This is a genomic window from Bacillus sp. BC08 (genome assembly GCF_054326875.1).
On record NZ_JBTGPA010000004.1, the window covers coordinates 1 to 351 of the forward strand.

4 tRNA genes are annotated in these 351 nt (G+C 56.1%); all 4 read left to right on the forward strand.

What is annotated here, in order from left to right:
• Positions 1 to 9: 9 nt before the first annotated feature.
• Positions 10 to 84 (forward strand) — tRNA-Gly (locus ACXVYO_RS00065).
• Positions 85 to 100: 16 nt separating this feature from the next.
• Positions 101 to 189: transfer RNA gene (locus ACXVYO_RS00070), tRNA-Leu, on the forward strand.
• Between the two features lie 3 nt (positions 190 to 192).
• Positions 193 to 266 (forward strand) — tRNA-Arg (locus tag ACXVYO_RS00075).
• Positions 267 to 276: 10 nt separating this feature from the next.
• Positions 277 to 350, forward strand: a tRNA-Pro gene (locus ACXVYO_RS00080).
• Position 351: the final 1 nt, after the last annotated feature.

Below are 351 nucleotides of genomic sequence, written 5' to 3' on the forward strand. Positions count from 1 at the left end.
ACATGTCTTGCGGAAGTAGTTCAGTGGTAGAATACAACCTTGCCAAGGTTGGGGTCGCGGGTTCGAATCCCGTCTTCCGCTCCAATTTTCAATATGACATGCCGGGGTGGCGGAACAGGCAGACGCACAGGACTTAAAATCCTGCGGTGGGTGACCACCGTGCGGGTTCGACCCCCGCCCTCGGCACCATATGCGCCCGTAGCTCAATTGGATAGAGCGTTTGACTACGGATCAAGAGGTTAGGGGTTCGACTCCTCTCGGGCGCGCTTTTATTAACGGGAAGTGGCTCAGCTTGGTAGAGCACCTGGTTTGGGACCAGGGGGTCGCAGGTTCAAATCCTGTCTTCCCGAT